This is a genomic window from Enterovirga sp. CN4-39 (genome assembly GCF_049446235.1).
Lineage (GTDB): Bacteria > Pseudomonadota > Alphaproteobacteria > Rhizobiales > Beijerinckiaceae > Enterovirga.
The window spans coordinates 440,488-457,706 of sequence record NZ_JBMSEF010000002.1 but is presented as its reverse complement, the minus strand read 5'-3'; the positions used below and the strand labels follow the sequence as shown (position 1 = coordinate 457,706).

Sequence of the window (17,219 nt, the reverse complement as noted above, 5' to 3'; positions counted from 1 at the left end):
CGGCGGCTGAGATCTTCCGGCCGCAGAGTCAAGACTGCCGCGTGCTCGTGCGACTGGGCTCCAAACCGCACCGGCACCTCCCGCAGCCTCGCTGCTTCTCGCCATAGGTCTGCCTAGCAGGTCGTAGCTCGGTTTCGATCTGAACCGGGGGCCGCACGGGCCGCGCGAATTGAAGCTAGCGGAGCAGCGTTTCACCCAGCGAGACGAGCCCGGCCGAGATGAGCACTAGGCACAGCGACGGAAAGACCAGAAACATCAGAGAGCCCCGCAGGAAGGGCCGGCACTCTTCGCCCCGGCGCGCCGTTCCGATGATCACCAGCACGACTCCGGCGGCAAGGATGATACCTCCCAGTCCGAAATCCATCAGCATCTCTCCGTACGCTCAACCGACACCGCGGCTAGATCGCGTATTCCGCCCGCTCGATGAGGCGCGCCGGCTCAAGGCTGCCCTCTTGCCTGTGCCGGGATGCGTGGTCGTCATCGTGCTTTCCGCCGCTCGCCACCAACGGATTGGAAATCGAAGCGGGGACCGTGGTCTGGACCTGATCGGCGTTCACCGACGCTCCCAAAGAGGTGGACAATTCGAAACACCGTTGCTTCGCGCCGATGAGCGCGCCAGTGTATCGTTCCGGCAAATCTACCCATTGTCCGTCATTGTCTCTGAGGTAAAACCGCCACACGGATGACCGTACGATCGGTCTTGTGCTACGGGTTCCCCAAGCGTTTTCCTGAACAAGCCCGCCGCCGCCGAGCACATCGCTGCGCTTTGCGTAGGTGAGTTCATCAAGCGGCATACTTGGCTCCGAGCGTATTCCCCGTCAGCTTCGAGATTTCAGGTTTCCGTAACTGCCTCGTACGGCCTCGGTCGCAAAATGCAGGACGCCGGTGACAGCAATGCTGACCAGCGCGGCGTAGCCCATGTTCACGGGGATCATGGTGGCTGGCTCAAGACGCGTTGCCGTTCCGACAAGGCCCGAGATGCTGCCCACCGCGACCGCAATGAAGAGAATACGGTAGCTGAGGGTCAGGATCTGAGGCGAAAGGGCCACAAAGCAGCCTATGGCGATGGCGATCTTGGCGATCATGTTCATCCTCCAGACTGCCGGCGTTTGGGACCGCTCTCGACCGAACAGCGCCGCAGGTGATGATCTAGGACGCGGGCCGGGACGACGCAGTCGGGCAATCGGGAGAGACTTGTCGGGTAGATGCCCTACACGGACCGGTGCGCCGCCTATAGTTCAGGGCTGCGAGCGGGCAACCGGAGGCGGGGCGGGAACTCAGGGCCGTCTCCGCCGCGTTGCACAGCGCTCAAGGCGTACTGTCGCTGGGGAGGAGTAAGCTAGGCGTACTTGTTGCGGCAGCGCCATTCGATTCCCAGGCGGCCCAGAGTTGTTCGCAGCGCATCTAGAAGCTCGTGCATCCAGCTAAGACGACCAGCAGCGTGATCTGCTGCTGGCCCCCGTAGCGGACAATCCGCATCGCTCATTCACGGGCAGAACCAGGCGCGCCCAATCGCGATACATCGGCGCGCGCGCCAATTAGGAGGGCGGACGCGGTATTGGCGATAACCGCGCGGCGGGTGACGGTAGTGGCGACCGCGCCTGAGTTCGCGGTGACGATAGCGGGGCCTGTCGAAACTCCTGTCATGCCCCCGCTGTGCTAGTTCGATCCGGCCTGGCTCGACAGACCTGACCTGTGCCGCGTGTGCGGACACAAATGGAGCGGCCAGAAGACTAGCAGCAAGTAGAAGGGCTTTCATTCTGATCTCCGAACGGTGAGAGGCCTATCGGTCAAACAAGCGGCTCGCCGGTGATGTTCGCTAGAAGGAGAAGCAGCCCGACGAGAGCGAGTGCCATCCAGAAGATGGCCTTGGCGATAACTTCCGACCATCAGCGCGACCCACGGACGCAAGCACGCCTGCGCTCAGCGAGATGATGAGGAATGTGAGCGTCAACGCCTGCACGTCACGCACCGATCGACCGTGAGAGGCAGCGTAAAGCCGCCTCTCACGGTCCTCATGCCCTATTTCGCGTACTGGAATTCCGGCGCGTTCTTGAGCTGATCTTTGGTGGCTCCGGCGAGCACTGCCCGTGCGGGATAGTCCCGATTCTGGTCATAGCGCGTGTCCGCGATGTGACCATCGTTCTGCCGAGGGGCTGTGGCGGTTGAGCCCATTCCGCCAGTGCCGGCTTCCGGGGCGGCCGGGCGGGTGGTCGACGTGCTGGCTGTCGTGTTCGTGTCGCGAGCAGACTGCGTCGAAGGCGCTGCCACGGTATTCTGCCTTTCGTTCACCTGCCAACGAAGCTGATCGAACGGTACGGCAACGTCGCGCTGGCCGAGCCCCAAGAACCCTCCGACGCCGATCACGACTGCTTCGACCTTGCCTTGACGGTCGACGAGAACCTCAGAGATGTCGCCGATCTTTTCGTTCCGGTCGTTGTAGACATCGACTCCTTCGAGCTTCGATGCGCGCCACAGATCGCGCCGGTTTTGCGTTACGTACCGGATCTGCCCTGGTGTAGGCTGCTCCGATGCGCTTGTGCTTTTCGCTTCCGCTGCATGCGAAGCCTTGGAGGGCTTCTGCATCGCGGTCGGTGGCTGGGCTGCTGTCGGGTTGGCCGGCTGCGCGAGGGCCGGGCCCGTGATGGCGGATACCGCGATGAGTACGGCGAGATGCATTCTCGTGATCATGGTCTCTCCTGATTGAGTCGGAGAACCTGCGCCGCGCGCAGGCACGTCGTTTGAGATCGGCCTGGGAGAGACCAGTTCACAGTCGGGGAGTTATGCCGCTGGTGTCCGAGTTTTCCCCGACAGGGAGGAGCGAAACGCCCCACAGACGGGCAACCCCTTCTATGTCAGCGAGACCGGCGGGTCGGAGGAAAACGTAGCTCATGCAAGCCGAAACGGTGCGCGTTGCGACCGCCTCAGCCGGCAACGAACGCGTGCCCCGTCAGCAGCGTCTCTCCGTAGCCGCCGGACCTGTCCCGGGAGGCCGGCGAACCCTCCTCTCGCTCATGCTGACGGCAATGATCCCGGTCCTGCTCTTGGGGTGCGCGGCCGCTTACCTGGTCGCAGAGCAGGCCCGTCACGCTGCTCGAAAGGACGCTGTCGACACGCTCGACCTTGTTGCGAGCCGGGTTACCTCTGAATTCGCCAAGGAGATCGAGGTTGCTCAGACGCTCGCCGCTCTCCCCTCGCTCGACCGCAAGGATCTCTCGGGCTTCTACGATGAAGCTTCGCGCATCGTGAAGGCACGGCCGCTCTGGGAGACGGTGTCGCTTGCGGAAGCCTCAGGCACCCAACTCCTGAACTTGCTCCGACCATTCGGGGATGCGCTCGGGCCTGTAGCCGACCGGCGAGCCCTTGACGCTGTCGTCCGGACGGATCGACCAATCATCGGAGGGATCGGAGAGCCAGGCCCCTCGACAGGCAAACGTCTCGTCGCACTTGGGGTGCCCGTGCACGTTCGAGAGACAACGCGGTTCGTATTGACTGTGGGTCTCTCGCCCGCCGCCATACAGGGCGTGTTGTTGGCCGCGGGCGCTCCGAAGGGCTGGACCGGGACCATCGTCGACGGGGCAGGTAACATCGTAGCGCGGACAGCAAAGACGGAGGATGTCGGGGCTTCGGTCAGTGAAGCCGTTCGCGAAGCCACCCGCGGTGCAGAGGGGTTCTACTCGGAAAGGCTACCTAATGGCGACGAGGTCGAGAGCGTCTTCCGCCGTCTCCCGATCGCCGAAGGCTGGACAGTCCACTTCGGCATACCCAAGGACAGCCTCAACGCTCCAGTCTACCGTTCCATTCAGCTACTCGCGGCCGGGTCGCTGGCGAGCCTAGTCCTCGCCGCCGGTGTGGCTCATTTGACGAGCCGCGACCTGACCCACCGGCGGCAAGCAGAGCAGGAGCGGGCAAGCCTCGCACTCGCTCTGAGCCAAGAGCGCGAGGCATTGGCCGTTCAGGCTGCGGAACTCGGCACCTGGCGCTGGGATCCGGAGGCTGATGAGATAAGCGGCTCGGCGCGGGCAGCTCAGCTCCTGGCCATCCCCCCAGATTTCGCCCGGCAAGTGGGGCGACTGCCGCTACATCTCTGTCTTTCCCATGTTCACGACGCAGACCGCTCCCGTGTGGAAGACGCCGTGCGAGCCAGTGTGGAGCTTGGGACCTCTTTGGACGTTGAGTTCAGGGCCATGTCTGACGAGGGAGAGGTACGCTGGGTTAGGGCGAAGGGGCGCGCTCTCATTCAGGACGGCAGGTTCGGAGAGGAGGCTCACCTGATGCATGGGGTAGTGGCCGACATCGAGCCGCAGAAGCGAGCGCAGACCGAACGCCTAGATCTTCTCCGGCGCCTCGCCGACGCCCAAGAGGATGAGCAGCGCCGTATCGCCCGCGAGTTGCACGATCAGGTCGGCCAAACCGTGACGGGGTTGTCGCTCGGACTGAAGACGCTTGAGACCTCGCTGGAACCCGGGCACAGCGCAACGGATCATGTGCGCTGGCTACAGTCGCTCGTGGGGGAGATCGGGCGCGACATCCACCGCGCTGCGTCGGACCTCCGACCCACAGCCCTCGACGACTTGGGCCTCGAAGGAGCCCTGGGCGCATTCGCCCGCGACTGGAGCGAACGTTGCGACGTCGCACTCGACCTGCAATGCGTCGGGATCGACGACCGCTTACCCCCGGAGGTGGAGACAGCGATCTATCGTGTCGTTCAGGAGGCTCTGACGAACATTCTCAAACATGCGCATGCTCGCAGCGCCAGCATCGTGGTTGAGCGCCGGGCTGGACGCGTGCGAGCCATCATCGAGGACGACGGAATCGGGTTCGACCCGCTGGCCGTTGACCAGGCGCCGACCTCCGACGGCGGAGCCTCGGGCCGGCCTCACCTCGGGCTCAAGGGCATTCGGGAACGTCTTGCCTTGCTGGCGGGGGAATTGGCGGTCGAAGCATCTCCTGGCACCGGAACGACCTTGTTCGTCAACATCCCGCTCGCAAGCGGTGAGGAGGCCTGATGGGCCAAATGCGCGTCGCTCTCGTAGACGACCATCCCGTCGTGCTCGCGGGGATCTCGGCTCTCCTGCGACGAACTCCCGAGATCGAGGTCGTCGGGGAGGCAACCAACGGCAGGGATGGTCTGAGGATCGTCCAAGAGGCCGTTCCCGACATAGTCGTGGTCGATCTTTCCCTACCCGACATGAGCGGGGTCGACTTGGCACGCGAGCTCGCATCAACTTGTCCAGGCGTGAGGCTGCTGGTGCTCACCGTGCACGAGGATCGCGCCTACGTTCAGCCGGCGATGCGTGCCGGCGCCCGCGGGTATGTTCTCAAGCGTTCAGCCGCCGCCGATCTACTAAGGGCAATCCGCGCCGTAGCAGAAGGCGGCATCTATCTTGACCCCGCCGTCGTGGGAGGCGTTCTCGCGGGAGCTGAAGAGCAGCGGGTCGGCGCCGAGTTTGCCGCGGACCTCAGCGCTCGTGAAGAAGCCGTGCTGAAGCTGACCGCGCAAGGCTTCGCCAACAAGGAGATCGCCCGCCAGTTGGATGTCAGCGTGAAAACGGTCGACACCTACAAGGCGCGAGCCTGCGAGAAGCTCTCGCTTCGCTCGCGCGCAGCCATCGTTCGGCTCGGGGTGGCCCGAGGCTGGCTTTCGGAGCTCCAGGACAGCGCACCAGTGTAGCGGGGTCCAGCTTAGGAATGCACATCGAGGGGCGTTTGGCAGGTTGCTTCACCACGGGACTTGCCGACTACGGTCCGAAACGCGTCGAGGCGCTTCCTGAGGTCAGTGACCGCGTCCTCATCGCCAAGATTTTTCTCGCCGGCCGCGAAAACAAGATCGGCATGACGGCTGATCTCTTGAAGACGATCCGTTGCACGCTCGACCTCTGCGACCTTCGTCAGCACGTCGAGCATGCGGATCAATACGAACGGGGAACGAGCGCCGTTCTGCCGAATGGCGTGGAACATCGCGTTGAGCAAGCCCTCATACTCCGTGACAGGGTAGAGAACGACGATCCTTCCTTCCCGCGGCGTCACGCCCGTTGGCAGGAAGCGCGATGAAAGTCGGCAGAGGGCGTCGCCGAAGCGCTCCAGCACGCTACCGGCTGTGAACGGGTCGTTTATGCCGGGTGAGAGTGCGCGGACCGCGACTTCGCTCAGCTGGCGGACCGTGTATTCGAGGTCCTGCAGCGCTGTTGGTTGACTTCCGAACGTGAGCGTACGGTCCAGGAGAGGCTTCGCTTGGTCATGCGGCGGGTCCACCTCCGCAACAGGCAGTCCCTTTGGAACGTAGTCTCCCGGCCTGACTCTCAGTCGGACGCGGCGATTTTCGGACGCGGCCCAATCCCCGATGACGCCGTGATCAATGGCCTGGAGGTATCCGCTGCCCGAGACGTTGACTGTCATTCCCCTTTCGAACGCAACGCGTGTGAGGTCGGGACGGTCGAGAGTCGCCTGCTCCACCGCATCGATCAGATCGCGGTGAACCGCCTCCACGACCTTTTCGACGTTGATGCTCGTCGCAACGTGGTGGACGAACCAGACCAGCGTCGCGACGCATATCACCGCTAGGATGATCGCGCCTGTGACCCCGGCATGGGGGATAAAGGCGCCCTCCTGCTCCGTTCGAACGGTTCGCAAAATCAGCAGCGCGTAAGCGAAGGTTCCGACGAAGATCCCGAGTGCAAGCTGGTTCCGACTGTCCCGGACGAAGTTCCGCAACAGCCGCGGCCCCATTTGCCCGGAGGCGAGCGACAGCGCTGCTACGGTGATCGAGAAGACCGTACCCGCAACACCAATCGCCGATGACGCCACTGCACCGAGGAGCGCCCGCGCGCCCTCTGCTCCGCCGCTGTAGCCCCAACTTGCCGGGCCGCCGGACCCCGCGAACGGTTGAGTGGTTTCCAGCCAGATCGCACCCCGCGCCATCAGCATGCATGTGATCACAACCAGAGCCGGTCGAAGCCAGAATTGATCGCCAAGCCGCTCGAGCCATGCGCGCACTCGAGCATTCACGCTCCGTCTCCGTCCGTGAGTCCTTCAAGTTTTCGACGAACCATGCAGTCTGCTGTTCCGGCCGGCCTCAAACGAAGCAGCCTCTAGTATGCTGAGAAAGAGGGCCGCGCCATGCTGGTCGGCAGCGCTCGGTCAGCCCTTAAGTACTCCTATGGAACACAAAATTCAGTTCCGCTGCTGTGTGCCGATCCCGGCGGTCTTGTCCGTCTCGGGTGCGGGCGGGGGACCGCCACGTCGACGGTTAGACGGGAGGTCTGGGGCATCCGTCGGAATGGGGTGCCCCTCGAGCCGGGCAATCAGCCGCTTCATCTCCGCGATCTCTCGAACCTGCGCATCGATGATCCGGTCGGCCAACGCCCGGACCTCCGGGTCTCGGATGTGCGCGCGCTCGCTGGTAAGAATGGCAATGGAGTGATGTGGGATCATCGCCCGCATGTAGGAGAGATCGCCTACAGCCTGTTGGCTTCGGACAAGCCACAGAGCGCCGACAAACACGAAGAAGCTTCCCAGCAGGATCGCGAGCTTGGCGCGCCTGTTCTCGTACATCCCCCACATGAATCCGAGCATGGTTATAGCCATGGCGGCTCCCATGATCAGAGCCATCCAGGTTCGCGTTTGACTGTATTCGATGTGGCTGAGGGCAAAGACGTTCAGGTACATCAACCCGAACATCAGAATTGTAGAGGTCGTAACCATCGCCGCGAAGCGGGCGTAGCTCATGGTGCCGTCTCCATGTGCTGAGCCAACTCGCGGAATGACGCATGGTTGCGAACCCTTGAGGGCCACTTGGGGCCAGGCAGCTGGCCGTATCTAAGGTGGGGCGATCAGCGCGTGTCGTTTTGAGAGGCGGAGCGCTGCCAGCGTGATCTCGGTAGCGGAGGGGATGAGTCAACCACGAATGGTCTTTTCGGGCGTACCCTTTGAGTGCGATGAATGACGCCTCGTCTGCCCCGTTCGGGCCTGCGTCTACAAGGTCAGCAGCCGTGCAAGGGGGCGAGAGCAGTCGGCAGAACAACGTCGGCTTCCCTTGCGGCGCTCTCCAAAGCGTCCGGGCTGCTTTCGGCCAAGATGCGCCAACTCCGGACATTACCTGCTTCCCCGGAAGCGGACCTCCGCGACCCGGCTCGGCCTACGAACGCTCCACCCTTCTCGGACGCTCATAACGTCCGCTTGAGCGTCAACCTTATCCCAATTGGATCCGTGTTGGCCGAGGTAGGCCTTCCAGACCGCTTGCCAGCGCCTTAGGATCGGGGCGCGGCCGCCCAGCCATCGTTAAAGGAGACAGTTCGGTGGACGTATCTGACGCCGTAAACGCCCTGTTCAACGGCGTTGTGCCTGAACGTGTCGAAACGATGCGTCTCGAAGCCGCCGAGGTAGATCGGTTCAGACTTCTCGATGCTCCTCGCTTCCTTCTTCAGGCGAGCTACGGCGTAATCCAAGTGAGTGAGAAGGCTTTGCGGCTGATCTGGCTCACTGGGTACACCGCTTGGGCGGGCGTCGAGGCGTATAATGTTCGGATCGTTTGGGAGCGCCTGAACGGAGCCGCTTTCGATCCGGTCGCTTGGAATGACTACGCGCAGCAGAAAGCGTACGATGAAATATTTGATCGTCTCCTAGCCAATGTACGAGATCTCGATGCGGCGACCTCACTCGTAGATTTCGAATGGCCCAACAACGTGCCGGTGCCAGCTGAGGGCCTCCGCCTCCACGACATATCGCAGAAGGCGACGTTCGATCTCATCTGTATAGCTGGCGCGTTCGTCTTCGCACATGAGGTCCGACATGCTTTGCTCGACCGCGATGGGGCCCGGCCTGATCGCCTCGTAGACGAGGAGAGAGAATGCGACCGCTGGGCGCTCGCACTCCTGCTGGACGAGATTTCAGCATACGCGGGTAACGCGAAGGAGGATCCAACGCTTGTTCGCGCCAAGCGCATCCTCGGAATCATCTTCGCCCAGCTCGCGATCCTAACGCTCACACCACGAGGTCTATGGGAAGAAACCGAGGACTATCCGGCTGTTAAAACTAGGCTTCGCGCGGCCCTCGACGCAGCCGCTGATCCGGTTCCAGACTGGTTCTGGATCACCATCGCCTCGCTGCTCACCGCCTTTGCGCGCGGGCTTGACGCGCTGCCGCCTCCTGGCCCGTTCCCGCCAACGGACCGCGAGCTGGCTTATGCGCTTTGCGATGCACTGCGCTCCACGTAGCACGCCGGCGGCGGCAGAGCTTCGTGACTCGACAGCATACTACCTGCATTCCCGTTTAGGCGTTCCCGATGACGAAGCCTGAAGTCTACATTATTGAGTCTCTCGATTTAGAAGATGAAAATCAGCGAAAATAAGGTGAGATACTTTCTGGGGCCCTGTTGCCCGCCGACCGATGTCTGTGGCCTAGGCCGGCCTTCCTGGCGCACCATTGGGGAGCGTATGCGGGTGTCCACTAGGTTTCGAATCCAACGATGGACGGAGGAGCGCTGGTGACCGACATCATGACTCCCGCCCAGCGCAGCGCGCGGATGGCTTTGATCCGGGGCGCTAACACAAAGCCCGAGCTACAGGTTCGCCGCCTGCTGCACGGCATGGGCTATCGCTTCAGGCTTCACCGGCGTGACTTGCCAGGACGGCCGGACATCGTGTTTCCGGCGCGCCGAAAGCTGTTCTTCGTTCACGGGTGCTTCTGGCACCACCACGAGGGATGCAGGGTCGGTCACTTGCCGAAGACCCGGCAGGACTACTGGAAGCAAAAATTCGCGACCAACAAAGAACGGGACGCCAGAAACCTCTCCGATGTCATCACCCTGGGCTGGGACGCGCAGGTGATCTGGGAGTGCGAGGTCAAGGACGTAGCGGCGTTATCGGACCGCCTTCGGGCCCTCCTAGGGCCACCTGGGGGCAGAGTCAAAAAATAAACCTGGTCCTGCCACGCTTCCAGATTCATAGTCCGGTAACCGGTCGGGGGCGCCGAATGCTGAAGGGTCCAACCAAAGAGAGAGCTGGACCAGAAGCTGCCGCAAGCGCTTCGTCGCCCACCTATATCGACATCTTTGCAGGGTGCGGTGGCCTGAGCTTAGGACTTCATCGCGCTGGTTGGCGCGGGTTATTCGCCATTGAGAAAGACGCCTTCGCATTCGCGACGCTGCAGGCAAACTTCCTCGAGAAGGGCGCGCGCTTTCGTTACGATTGGCCTAGCTGGCTACCGCAGCAGCCGTCGACGGTCGAGGGCGTAATCGCCAGGCACCGCGATCAACTCGTCGCGCTGAGAGGAAGCATCGACCTGCTGGCCGGTGGACCCCCGTGCCAAGGTTTCTCAAGCGCAGGCCGGCGCCGAGCCGACGACCCGCGTAACGTGATGGTCGATCGATACCTGGAGCTAGTCGAGATTGTCCAACCCAGAACCATCCTATTAGAAAACGTCCGCGGCTTCACCTTGGACTTCAAGGCCCGCGCAGGTGGGCTTACTCGCGAGAACGCTGCCGCACAGCTAACGCGCAAGCTCTCTGAGGACTACATCATCGAAGCCCAAATCCTCCGGGCCTGCGACTTCGGCGTGCCCCAGAATCGGCCCCGGTTCATCCTTGTTGGGACAAGGAAAGGAGCTGGCCTTGAGAGCGGCGCCCTGGCGGATTTGCATGTTAGTAAAGCCTTGGTCCTCCAGCACTACGGGTTGGCGGCAATCTGCTCGGCCCAGGATGCGATTTCAGACCTGGAGATTGGCAGGAATGAGCTGCATCCATGTCCCGATAGCCCGGGCTTCGAGGCGATTGGTTACAAGGCGCCGATCACCCCCTATCAGCGTGCGATGCGCGATGGACTTGATGGTGAGCCGACTGATACCCGCCTGGCAAAGCACACTGCGTCGATCCGCGAGCGGTTCGCCGACATCATCCAGATGTGTCGCGATGAGGGGCGGTCAAACCGGCAGTTGAGTCCAGAGATGCGTGCAAAGTTGGGTATTACCAAAATGGCGACGCGGGTGCTCGATGCAGCCCTTCCGGCGCCCACTGTCACCAGCATGCCCGATGATCTGCTGCACTATTCTGAACCGCGGACCCTCACCGTGCGAGAGAACGCGCGGCTACAATCTTTCCCTGATTGGTTTGTGTTCAAGGGCAAATACACTACTGGCGGTCATCGCCGTCGCACCGAGGTGCCGCGCTTCACGCAGGTGGCAAACGCAGTCCCGCCTTTGCTGGCGGAGATCCTAGGGCATAGGCTTAGGCAGCATTGCCTGAAGGGCAGCCAGACCAAGGCGAACACGGGGTAGCATCTCCGGCGACCGCCTCCGCTGCTTCTTCCACCGCGGCTTCTATCTTCGCGATCTCCTTGGCCAAGGCAGGCTCACCGGCGGCTCCCGCCAGCTCATGCAGCGAGCTGAGAAGGCCGCGAAGGTTGTCGGCGTGCGCCAGGAGCCTAAGCCTAAGCGCCTTCATTGAATCGTGGTCGAGGGGGTCGGATCGACCCTCCAAGTGGAGCTTGCCGTCGCTGACATGCGCCTTCCTGTGGGCGAAGTCATTCCGCGGGGTGATTACCTCCTGGTGATATTTGCCGAGCCCATCGACGACGTGCTGTTCGCCTAACTTGTCGGCCAGCTTGGAAATTTCCTCTTGTAGCAGTTGGAGCCGCAGGAGGGCGCCGAAGGAAGGCTCGCGTAGCAATTTGGCGAGCTTCCCCCTCTTCCCGAGGTCGTCAATTTCGTCAGCCTTGCTGCGCATGGACTTTGAGATGCGCGCTGCGATCTCGTTGGCGTAACCCGCGGCCCCCTGGTCGCCGGCATAGAGGATCTTCTGCACGACCTCTAAGCAGTCGATTATTCGCAGGTCGAGGTCGCTCGTGGCGGCCATGACGATGCCGCGCATGTGGTTGAGGTCGAGAACGCGGCGGAGCTGGCCCTGGATAATGCCGTTCGCCCTATCACTCAGGTTCGGGCGGCTGACGCAAAAGACGCCATCGATGCCCTTGTTGAAAATGAGCTGGCGAAGCGCCGCGGCCGGCTCGGAACTGTAGAAAATGAAGTCGGTGTCGCGGAACGTCACCCTCAGCTTCTGGGCAAGGTCGGCCCCATCGTGCTGGCCGCCCAGCTTGTAATCCATCAAGACCAAATCAACGTCCGTCTGCGGTGGCAAACTGGCGAGCGGTTCAGAGACGTCGGCGGTAATGATGCGGAGGTCAACGTGGGGCTCGAACCCTAACCGCGCGATCATGCTTTGGACACGATCCACAAACGGCTTGATCGCCTGGGCCTGATCGTCGAACCAGAGGATGCGATAGTTGAGCTGCATGCTTGCTCATCCCCTGATCCGGATAACAAACCGGGCACCCCGTTCCGACCGTTCAGGCGTTATCGCCCCCCCAAGGTCGTCGAGGATCTGCGCCACATGGTAGAGGCCCAACCCCGACCCCGTAGACGTCGTGAAGCCCTTTTCAAACAAACGGCCGAGCTCGGCAACCGATGGATGAAAACCTCGACCGTCATCCTGCACAACGATCCTCAGTTCGTGTGGTGTGGGCTGGTCGAGGTGGAACGAAATCTTGGTCGCTTCGGCCCTTCCGGCATTACTCACCAGATTGTCGATCAATATTGAAATCTCGATCGGTTTGAAACGCCGGAGCAGCTCCTTGGCTTCGGAGGTAACTAAGATCCGGATGCCCGTTTCAGAAAACATCGGCGCGACTTCATTGATGTAGTCAACGATGTAGCCGGCCAGGTCCTCGTCGATGTTTTCAGAGTCGAGGCGGAAGTTCGCTTTAGTCGCAAACCTTGCCGTCGAAAGAACCTTCCGATTTTGGAACGAGATGTTTTCGAAGGTCGAGATCAGGTCGTCACGGGTCGGCAATGCGCCGTCTCGCAGTCGATCGAACTGCGTGTTGACTATCTCACTGATAGCCGCAGCGTGGATGATGATCTGGTGGTGAAGGATCTCGACGACGTCCCGGTCCAGGCTAGTGAGCGACGTGAGGAAAAGGTTCCGCTTACGCTCCTCATCTAGGGACTTGGTTGCCGTCTCGGCGCGAAGGGCAGCTTCAGCTGCGGCGCGTTCGGCATCTCGGCGGGCTACACGTTCTCGGTCCGCGGCGCCACGAGCAGCTACCTCAGCCCTTTGAAGGTCTGCATACCGGGAAGCGGCGGCATCGATTTCGTGCAGCAAGGCCGCATTGCCGGACTTCCGCGCGAGCACCTTCAGGCCAGAGAGAGTGTCCGTGAAGGCGTCTGACCGCTCGTTGAGGATGCGAACGAGGTCATGGTTGTAATCTAGAAGTTCGACGCCTTCGGTGCCGGCCAGCTGGGCGACAATGGCGGTAATCCGAGCGCTCGCGCTGTCCCCCCGCAACCTTGATGCGTCCTCCACGTCGAGGTCGAGCGCGTCTTTCCAGTTCACCCCAACGACGTAGCGTTCAAGGCGCCGGAAGCATCGCTCGTCGAAACAGCTTTCGAGCTGGGCGTAGGCAGGCGTTTGGATCAGGCCCTGGTCCCGGCTGGTAGACTCCAAGAACACGTCGTCCGAACCACTGACGTCGATCCGCCCGATGACGTCCCGCGTCCCGAGGAATCGATTGTAACCCTGAGCCTTTCGCCGATCGATCCCGAACGTGTCGACCCCCTCCTCGCCGATCGGAAAGATGCGAAACCCGTTCTTGAAGAGGAAGATCGACCCGAATTGGACGGAGTTCACGCCCATGCGGCGCTTGAACGTCAGCTTGGCGGACCTGTTCAGGTAAAACAGGTTGCAGTGGAATCCCGTGCCGGCCAGTAGGGGAAACTCGCGGTTCGGCTCGCGGATGTGATAGACCAGTTCTCCACGGTCAGTGAGCGTCGAGTAGATGTGATGGCCATCGTTCGACACGGCCACTTCTAAGTGGGTCGTCTTGCCTTTCAACGTGTCGAAGATGAAGTTCTCGATCCGTCCGTTGACGACGCTGGTTTGGGCGTCTTCCGGACCCGACCGGGCCAGCTCGACCGCGTCCTGATCGACCTCAGCGGGCACGCGAAGCCAGACCTGGAAGTTGTCGCTTGTACCCCCGAATGGGTTGATCAGCTTAGCGAGCGCAGCGCGAAGCCTGAGTAGCTTGTCTCGATCCCAGTCCTCACGAAGGCCGCCGATTTCTAGCACAGTGCCGGACAGCATTGGGTCGACCTGATCGGGGAGGTCGAAAGCTACACTTGTCTCGTGCTGCAAGGGGACGCTAGCGAACTCCTCTTTCGCGTCCTGCTCGAAACGATCCCAATCGACCGAGACCACCTCTACAAGGTTTCCTGCGCCGGCCCGACGGGTTTGCATCCGCAGCGTTCGGCCTAGCCTGTCACACGAAAACCGCCCGACGCCCTTGCTGCCGGCATAGGCTCGATCGGTGCCAATACGGTCGCGGTAGTCGAGGTCTTCGGTTCCGTCGCGCTTGGCCGAATAAGCCACGAAGAGCCATTTGTCCGTAATGTCCTGGAGGGACATCCCCTTGCCATTGTCGACGATGTAGAGCCGCCCGTTATCGAGAACGATGTCGACCCGGCCTGCACGAGCGTCGAAGCCGTTCTTCACGAGTTCGAAGATGGCGACGAACTCGTCCGTGATGAGGTCGCGCCCGATTACGCGCTTTAGCGCGGAGCTGATCTTAAAGTGCAACGGGTTAGCTTCTGGCTCTTCCGCAATCACAGGGAGTGGCATGCCCCAATCGTCCGACAGCCATTCCCGGCCAATCCCACCATAGCGGAGTCGCAAAGATCGGTCATATTAGTTGAATGGATAGCATGGACGTGACCGATACGCTCTCACTGGGCAGGTGGGCGCGCGGTTCTCGATCCCGACATCGAACATTCCCAAGGTCCGCAATGGGGGCAGACCTTGCCTTCAGGAGCGTTGCTGCGTCCGCGCGCACCGCAGAGTGGACGGCCAAGCTCGGGTCTTGGCCGCCCTCTTCGCGTCAGACCATCCCGGCCGGAGCTGCTGACTTCTTCCTTCCGCGGCTTTTCCCGGGAGGAGCCGGAGCTTCTTCCTTTTTGCGGCCAAGGCCGATCGTCTTGGCGAGCTGCGAGCGCCGCTCGGAATAGGCCGGCGCAGTCATCGGGTAGTCGGACGGCAGGCCCCATTTCAGGCGGTACTCGGCCGGGGTCAGACCTTTTCCTGCAAGGTGACGCTTCAGCGACTTGTACCGGCGACCGTCTTCCAGGCTGATCAGGCAATCCGGCGTAACCGACTTTTTGATCGGGACAGGCGGAGCGAGCTTCTCAGGTCGGGCTCGCGCCAATCCTGCCCGTTGCGGAGGCGCGACTCTGGAGGAGCATTGCTGCCTTCGAACTCGTTCAGAGTAGCGGGAGCTAAGGTCCGGTGGCAGGCTACGTACCTAGCCACCGGATAATCAGGCCGTCTCGGACGTGCCGGCCGGCTTTTTCCTGGTCCGGCTATTCCCGGTCGGAGGCGACTCTTCCTTCTTCCGGCCGAGACCAAGCGTCCTGGCGAGTTGCGATCGCCGCTCGGAATAGGCCGGCGCGGTCATCGGGTAGTCGGACGGCAGACCCCACTTGTGGCGGTACTCGGCCGGGGTCAGGCCTTTGCCCGCGAGGTGGCGTTTCAACGCCTTGTAGCGGCGACCGTCTTCCATGCTGATCAGGTAGTCCGGCGTGACCGACTTCTTGATCGAGACGGGCGGGGTCAGCTTCTCAGGTTCCGCTGCCTTCGGCTGGCCCAGATTGCTCAGGGCGGCATGAACCGTCGAGATCAGGTTTGGCAGATCGCTGATGTGAACCGGGTTTTTCGCGACATAGGACGCGACAAGTTCTGCCGTGAAAAACTGAAGATCGTTCGCCGATGTTTGGTCCTGGCCCTGCAAGTATGCCTCCTTGCTGATCAAGCAGCGTTACCTTGACCCAACATCTGTGGGTCAAGGAGGTTCACTGGTCGCCAACCACGCAGATTTTTCGAGGAGGTCTGCACATTCGACTGGACTGTTGGGGCGAGCAGAGATTCCATGGGGGCCTGACCGGTTTTCGGCGATCCTTCACCTCGGACAACCCGAAGGCGGAGTTCCCATCATGCACACCAGTCGTCACGACGAACCGGTCTCGTCGACCAGCAATATCTTCGCTGCGATCGAGCTCAGCTCGACCTCATGGGTGATCGCGCTTCACATCCCGGGTCGGCCGAAGATCAGCTTCGCGCGCGTCGCGTCGGGTGATGCCGAGGCATTGCTCAACACCTTGCGAGGTGCCCAGGCTCGCGCCGCATGTGCGGGAGCGGATAAGCCGCAGGTTCATAGCTGCTACGAGGCCGGGTACGACGGCTTCTGGCTGCACCGCTTCCTCGTGGCGGAAGGCATTCACAACCAGGTGCTCGACTCGGCGAGCATCCAGGTCAGCCGGCGCCGCCGCAACGCCAAGACGGACCGCATCGACGCGGAGGCTCTGGTCCGGGTTCTCATGGCCTTGCAACGGGGGGAGGCGAAGGTCTGCAGCGTTGTGCGGGTTCCCACGCCGGAGCAGGAGGATGCGAAGCGCCTTCACCGGTCCCGTGAGAACCTCGTTCGCGAACGCGTTCGGCACGTGAACCGCATCAAGGCTCTTCTCAAGCTGCAGGGGATCTTCGGGGTGGAACCCCTCCGAGACGGCTGGCTCGGCAGCCTGTCGGACCTGAAGACACGGGATGGCCGACTGTTTCCGGTGCACCTGATGAGGGAGATCAGGCGAGAGGCGAAGCTTCTCGAGGCGGTGAGGAAGATGCTGCGCGAGGTCGTTGCCGAGATCGACGCGCTGGTCGGCAGCGTCTCAGGAAGGGTTCGCAAGCCGAAGGGTTCGGCCGCCTCTCACGCCGTCGCCGAGAGCCTGATGCGGATCCGCGGCATCGGGCCGACCTTCGCGTCGGTCCTGGCGACGGAGGTCTTCTACCGCAAGTTCGGCAATCGGCGGGCCGTCGCAAGCTATGTCGGGCTGACCCCGACGCCGTACAGCAGCGGTGGGAGCAGCCGGGACCAGGGCATCAGCAAGGCCGGCAACGCCTGCGCCCGTCACTATGCGGTCGAGCTCGCCTGGCTCTGGCTGCGGAACCAGCCGACGAGCAGGCTCGCGGCCTGGTTCAACGAGCGCGTCGCGGCCTTGAAGGGCCGAACGAGGCGTGTCGCGATCGTGGCGCCCGCCCGCAAGCTGATGATCGCGCTGTGGCGCTTCGTCGAGACCGGCCTCGTACCGGACGGCGCGGCGCTGAAGGGATAGGCGACGTCCTCGACGTC

At 62.2% G+C, this 17,219-nt stretch carries 15 protein-coding genes and 1 pseudogene; 6 read left to right on the top strand and 10 right to left on the bottom strand.

The window, feature by feature from the left end:
* Positions 1 to 175 precede the first annotated feature (175 nt).
* From ACO2SS_RS05975 to ACO2SS_RS05960, 4 genes are all read right to left on the bottom strand, one after another.
* Positions 176 to 364, bottom strand: coding sequence for a hypothetical protein (locus tag ACO2SS_RS05975; protein WP_423276679.1), 189 nt, complete (start codon positions 362 to 364; stop codon positions 176 to 178).
* A 34-nt stretch (positions 365 to 398) separates the two neighbouring features.
* On the bottom strand, positions 399 to 794 hold the full coding sequence (locus ACO2SS_RS05970; RefSeq protein WP_423276678.1) for a hypothetical protein: 396 nt from the start codon (positions 792 to 794) through the stop codon (positions 399 to 401).
* Positions 795 to 818: 24 nt separating this feature from the next.
* Positions 819 to 1,085: a hypothetical protein gene (locus tag ACO2SS_RS05965; RefSeq protein ID WP_423276677.1), complete on the bottom strand. Its 267-nt coding sequence runs from the start codon at positions 1,083 to 1,085 to the stop codon at positions 819 to 821.
* A gap of 937 nt (positions 1,086 to 2,022) precedes the next feature.
* Positions 2,023 to 2,691: a PRC-barrel domain-containing protein gene (locus tag ACO2SS_RS05960; protein WP_423276676.1), complete on the bottom strand. Its 669-nt coding sequence runs from the start codon at positions 2,689 to 2,691 to the stop codon at positions 2,023 to 2,025.
* A 200-nt stretch (positions 2,692 to 2,891) separates the two neighbouring features.
* Between ACO2SS_RS05960 and ACO2SS_RS05955 the strand changes: the two genes are divergently transcribed.
* Both ACO2SS_RS05955 and ACO2SS_RS05950 read left to right on the top strand, forming a co-directional pair.
* Positions 2,892 to 5,009 carry an ATP-binding protein gene (locus ACO2SS_RS05955; RefSeq protein ID WP_423276675.1) on the top strand — a complete coding sequence of 706 codons (2,118 nt, stop codon included), beginning with the start codon at positions 2,892 to 2,894 and terminating at the stop codon, positions 5,007 to 5,009.
* The gene (locus ACO2SS_RS05950; protein ID WP_423276674.1) at positions 5,009 to 5,674 is read left to right on the top strand and encodes a response regulator transcription factor; all 666 of its coding nucleotides are present in this window, start codon (positions 5,009 to 5,011) and stop codon (positions 5,672 to 5,674) included. Before ACO2SS_RS05955 ends, ACO2SS_RS05950 begins: the two co-directional genes overlap by 1 nt.
* An 11-nt stretch (positions 5,675 to 5,685) precedes the next feature.
* Here ACO2SS_RS05950 and ACO2SS_RS05945 read toward each other — a convergent pair whose 3' ends face one another.
* Complete coding sequence (locus ACO2SS_RS05945) at positions 5,686 to 7,008, bottom strand: DUF2254 domain-containing protein (RefSeq protein ID WP_423276673.1); 1,323 nt, start codon at positions 7,006 to 7,008, stop codon at positions 5,686 to 5,688.
* A gap of 165 nt (positions 7,009 to 7,173) precedes the next feature.
* Complete coding sequence (locus ACO2SS_RS05940) at positions 7,174 to 7,728, bottom strand: DUF305 domain-containing protein (protein ID WP_423276672.1); 555 nt, start codon at positions 7,726 to 7,728, stop codon at positions 7,174 to 7,176.
* 569 nt (positions 7,729 to 8,297) lie between these two features.
* Between ACO2SS_RS05940 and ACO2SS_RS05935 the strand changes: the two genes are divergently transcribed.
* The 3 genes from ACO2SS_RS05935 to ACO2SS_RS05925 all read left to right on the top strand — a co-directional run bounded on the left by ACO2SS_RS05935 (position 8,298) and on the right by ACO2SS_RS05925 (position 11,271).
* The gene (locus tag ACO2SS_RS05935; RefSeq protein WP_423276671.1) at positions 8,298 to 9,215 is read left to right on the top strand and encodes a phage exclusion protein Lit family protein; all 918 of its coding nucleotides are present in this window, start codon (positions 8,298 to 8,300) and stop codon (positions 9,213 to 9,215) included.
* A gap of 269 nt (positions 9,216 to 9,484) precedes the next feature.
* The gene (locus tag ACO2SS_RS05930; RefSeq protein ID WP_423276670.1) at positions 9,485 to 9,916 is read left to right on the top strand and encodes a very short patch repair endonuclease; all 432 of its coding nucleotides are present in this window, start codon (positions 9,485 to 9,487) and stop codon (positions 9,914 to 9,916) included.
* Positions 9,917 to 9,972: 56 nt separating this feature from the next.
* A complete protein-coding gene (locus tag ACO2SS_RS05925; protein WP_423276669.1) occupies positions 9,973 to 11,271 on the top strand; it encodes a DNA cytosine methyltransferase in 1,299 nt (432 codons plus the stop codon).
* On the opposite strand, the gene ACO2SS_RS05920 is transcribed toward ACO2SS_RS05925, so the two are convergent.
* From ACO2SS_RS05920 to ACO2SS_RS05905, 4 genes and pseudogenes are all read right to left on the bottom strand, one after another.
* Positions 11,222 to 12,286, bottom strand: coding sequence for a hypothetical protein (locus ACO2SS_RS05920; protein WP_423276668.1), 1,065 nt, complete (start codon positions 12,284 to 12,286; stop codon positions 11,222 to 11,224). The genes ACO2SS_RS05925 and ACO2SS_RS05920 overlap by 50 nt on opposite strands.
* Positions 12,287 to 12,292: 6 nt before the next feature.
* On the bottom strand, positions 12,293 to 14,665 hold the full coding sequence (locus tag ACO2SS_RS05915; RefSeq protein WP_423276667.1) for an ATP-binding protein: 2,373 nt from the start codon (positions 14,663 to 14,665) through the stop codon (positions 12,293 to 12,295).
* 256 nt (positions 14,666 to 14,921) lie between these two features.
* A pseudogene (locus ACO2SS_RS05910) lies at positions 14,922 to 15,236 on the bottom strand (MucR family transcriptional regulator); the annotation flags it as partial.
* Positions 15,237 to 15,356: 120 nt separating this feature from the next.
* Positions 15,357 to 15,827 carry a MucR family transcriptional regulator gene (locus tag ACO2SS_RS05905; RefSeq protein WP_423276666.1) on the bottom strand — a complete coding sequence of 157 codons (471 nt, stop codon included), beginning with the start codon at positions 15,825 to 15,827 and terminating at the stop codon, positions 15,357 to 15,359.
* A 202-nt stretch (positions 15,828 to 16,029) separates the two neighbouring features.
* Here ACO2SS_RS05905 and ACO2SS_RS05900 point away from each other — a divergent pair, with 202 nt between their 5' ends.
* The gene (locus ACO2SS_RS05900) at positions 16,030 to 17,202 is read left to right on the top strand and encodes an IS110 family transposase (protein WP_423276665.1); all 1,173 of its coding nucleotides are present in this window, start codon (positions 16,030 to 16,032) and stop codon (positions 17,200 to 17,202) included.
* The last annotated feature ends 17 nt before the right edge of the window (positions 17,203 to 17,219 follow it).

Excerpts from the sequence above, each read along its gene's own strand:
- ACO2SS_RS05975 (WP_423276679.1), bottom strand. The coding sequence starts at position 364 with ATGGATTTCGGACTGGGAGGTATCATCCTTGCCGCCGGAGTCGTGCTG.
- ACO2SS_RS05970 (WP_423276678.1), bottom strand. The coding sequence starts at position 794 with ATGCCGCTTGATGAACTCACCTACGCAAAGCGCAGCGATGTGCTCGGC.
- ACO2SS_RS05965 (WP_423276677.1), bottom strand. The coding sequence starts at position 1,085 with ATGATCGCCAAGATCGCCATCGCCATAGGCTGCTTTGTGGCCCTTTCG.
- ACO2SS_RS05960 (WP_423276676.1), bottom strand. The coding sequence starts at position 2,691 with ATGATCACGAGAATGCATCTCGCCGTACTCATCGCGGTATCCGCCATC.
- ACO2SS_RS05955 (WP_423276675.1), top strand. The coding sequence starts at position 2,892 with ATGCAAGCCGAAACGGTGCGCGTTGCGACCGCCTCAGCCGGCAACGAA.
- ACO2SS_RS05950 (WP_423276674.1), top strand. The coding sequence starts at position 5,009 with ATGGGCCAAATGCGCGTCGCTCTCGTAGACGACCATCCCGTCGTGCTC.
- ACO2SS_RS05940 (WP_423276672.1), bottom strand. The coding sequence starts at position 7,728 with ATGAGCTACGCCCGCTTCGCGGCGATGGTTACGACCTCTACAATTCTG.
- ACO2SS_RS05925 (WP_423276669.1), top strand. The coding sequence starts at position 9,973 with ATGCTGAAGGGTCCAACCAAAGAGAGAGCTGGACCAGAAGCTGCCGCA.
- ACO2SS_RS05920 (WP_423276668.1), bottom strand. The coding sequence starts at position 12,286 with ATGCAGCTCAACTATCGCATCCTCTGGTTCGACGATCAGGCCCAGGCG.
- ACO2SS_RS05915 (WP_423276667.1), bottom strand. The coding sequence starts at position 14,665 with ATGCCACTCCCTGTGATTGCGGAAGAGCCAGAAGCTAACCCGTTGCAC.
- ACO2SS_RS05900 (WP_423276665.1), top strand. The coding sequence starts at position 16,030 with ATGCACACCAGTCGTCACGACGAACCGGTCTCGTCGACCAGCAATATC.